The sequence below is a fragment of the Bradyrhizobium liaoningense genome (assembly GCF_018130785.1).
Lineage (GTDB): Bacteria > Pseudomonadota > Alphaproteobacteria > Rhizobiales > Xanthobacteraceae > Bradyrhizobium > Bradyrhizobium liaoningense_A.
The window spans coordinates 1-1,156 of sequence record NZ_JAFCJT010000066.1 but is presented as its reverse complement, the minus strand read 5'-3'; the positions used below and the strand labels follow the sequence as shown (position 1 = coordinate 1,156).

General features: G+C 63.1%; 1 protein-coding gene. It reads right to left on the bottom strand.

The genetic code is table 11. The annotated features are described in order from the left end of the window. On the bottom strand, positions 1–995 hold a 995-nt coding region (locus JQ627_RS38900; protein WP_212489601.1), incomplete at its 3' end, for an amidase. Between the last annotated feature and the right edge of the window lie 161 nt (positions 996–1,156).

Below are 1,156 nucleotides of genomic sequence, written 5' to 3'. Positions count from 1 at the left end.
TGGCCGGCCGTGACCTTCTCGAACTCGGGTTGGCTTTCCATCTGCTGGAGCTGCCAGAGGACGCTGTTCGCATCGGTCCGCTCCACCACCGGCAACCGGACCTGTTCGACGTGGTAGCCGGCATTGCTCAGCGCATATGCCGCTGCCTTCACGGTCGCGACCACTTCCGGATCGATGGGTCCGAAGAAGCCCGGAGAGGCCATCCAGCCCACGCGAAGCTCACGGGTCGATTTCGTGCCCACCCCTGTATCAAGGCCGGGCGAGCTGATTGAAAAGCCGTCGGCACCGTCGGGGCCTGCCATCAAGGAATAAGCCAGTGCCACGTCGCGAACCGAACGCGCCATCGGACCGATGTGCCAGAAACGGCGCGGCACCCGGGGCCAGTGGCCTGTCATCGGCATTCGACCATGAGTAGCTTTAAATCCGACGACACCGGTATGCGCGGCCGGGCCGCGCAACGAGATCGAGAGATCGCTGCCCACACCGAGTGGCGACATGCCCGCTGCGATGGCGGCGGATTCACCACCGCTCGATCCGCCCGGCGTGTAGTCGAGGTTCCAGGGGTTGTTCGTCTGGCCCGTCAGGAGATTGTCGGTTTCGATCGAATAGGAAAATTCGGGCGGGTTCGTCTTTGCGATGAGAATGGCGCCGGCGGCCTTCAGCCTGGCCACAACGGTGGCATCGGTGTCAGGCACGCGCCCTCTGAAAATCGGCGAACCGCGCTGGGTCAGGACACCCGCCGTGTCGATCCCATCCTTGACCGTAAAGGGAACGCCATGGAGTGGGCCGAGCGGCGTGCCCGACGTTACCGCCGCCTCGGCCTTCCTGGCGCCTTCCATCGCGCCGTCGGCCAACGTCACGATCGCGTTCAGCCTGGGATTGACCGCCGCGATGCGGTCGAGATGCGCCTGCATGACCTCGACGGGCGAAAGCTCCCGTTGAGCGATCAGCTGGGCGATGCGGGTGGCGTCCATTTTCACGATATTGTTGGTCATGCTATCCTACCTGTCATTTGGTAGGCTGGACATGTCCCTCGTATTTAGGCACTTCAATCCCTACCTGCCATTTGGTAGGGACACGTTAAGGTGATCACGATGAGCGAAAATGCGAAGGAAGCGATCCTGGCCGCGGCGCGCAGGACGGCTCAGGCCCACGG